This window comes from Catenibacillus scindens (genome assembly GCF_014202115.1).
Lineage (GTDB): Bacteria > Bacillota > Clostridia > Lachnospirales > Lachnospiraceae > Catenibacillus > Catenibacillus scindens.
Map to the genome: position 1 here is coordinate 1 of NZ_JACHFW010000051.1, position 1,293 is coordinate 1,293.

Sequence of the window (1,293 nt, forward strand, 5' to 3'; positions counted from 1 at the left end):
GTGCGGGAAAATCCGTCAGAATCTTTTACTCTGGGGGTTCGTTTATTTTGCAGGATTTGGGATAAAAAAGGTTGGTAGAAAGTGCCGGACAACATTGCTTATCCTTTGGTGCATACCAAAGGATAGAAGGGATATCCCTTCTTGAAAAGGATACCGGCTGCGCCGGGGCGGGCTGTGGGTTTTGCACGAAGCCCGCCCGCAGGCGCTTTTGCCGGTTTTGTTTTATCTCTCAGCCTTATTTCTCGGCCGCCGCCTTTTTCCGCCTGTAAAGCAGCATTCCCAGCACGCCGCCGCCGGAGGCCAGCATCAGGCTGATCCACAGCATCATGTTGCTGCTGTCCCCGGTCTGGGGGCTGCCGGTGTCGCCGGAAGGATCCTGCTGACCCTGCGAATCGGATGAATCGGTCGGATCAGTCGAATCGGTTGGCTCTCCGGTTTCCGTTGCAGGGATGGCTTCAGTCTGCACATATTCACAGACCGCACAGCCGCGCTCTCTGGAACCCGCTTCAGTCTCGGTGGCCTCTTTGGTTACTTTCCAATCGCCGTAGGTATGGTTTGCCACATTCAGCTTTTCACCGCAGGAGCATTCCTGCCAGTGCTGGGTTTTGTCATATTTCCACGTTTCATCATGGATGCCGTGCTCATGCCCGATCTCCGGGATGATTTCAACCTGCACATATTCACAGACCGTGCAGTCACGCTCTCTGGAACCCGCTTCAGTCTCGGTGGCCTCTTTGGTTACTTTCCAATCGCCGTAGGTATGGTTTGCCACATTCAGCTTTTCACCGCAGGAGCATTCCTGCCAGTGCTGGGTTTTGTCATATTTCCACGTTTCATCATGGATGCCGTGCTCATGCCCGATCTCCGGGATGATTTCAACCTGCACATATTCACAGACCGCACAGCCGCGCTCTCTGGAACCCGCTTCAGTCTCGGTGGCCTCTTTGGTTACTTTCCAATCGCCGTAGGTATGGTTTGCCACATTGAGCTTTTCACCGCAGGAGCATTCCTGCCAGTGCTGGGTTTCGTCATATTTCCATGCTTCATCGTGAACATCGTGCGTATGAACCGGCAGCGTCTCTGTCTGCGTATATTTGCAGATGGAGCAGGTGCGTTCTCTGGAACCTGTTTCGGTTGTGGTGGGCTCCTTTGTTATCGTCCAATCATCGAAAGTATGGTTGCCCACTTCAGTTTTCTTGCCGCAGCGGCATTCCTTCCAGTGCTGGGTTTCATCCTTCTGCCAGTCGCCGTAGCTGTGCTCATGTTCAAGCATTGGAATGATTTCGGTCTGCA

At 53.4% G+C, this 1,293-nt stretch carries 1 protein-coding gene; it reads right to left on the minus strand.

The genetic code is table 11. From position 1 onward, the window contains the following. Positions 1–235 precede the first annotated feature (235 nt). Positions 236–1,293 (minus strand): LPXTG cell wall anchor domain-containing protein (locus HNP82_RS17745; RefSeq protein WP_207720667.1); only part of this gene is annotated, 1,058 nt, incomplete at its 5' end.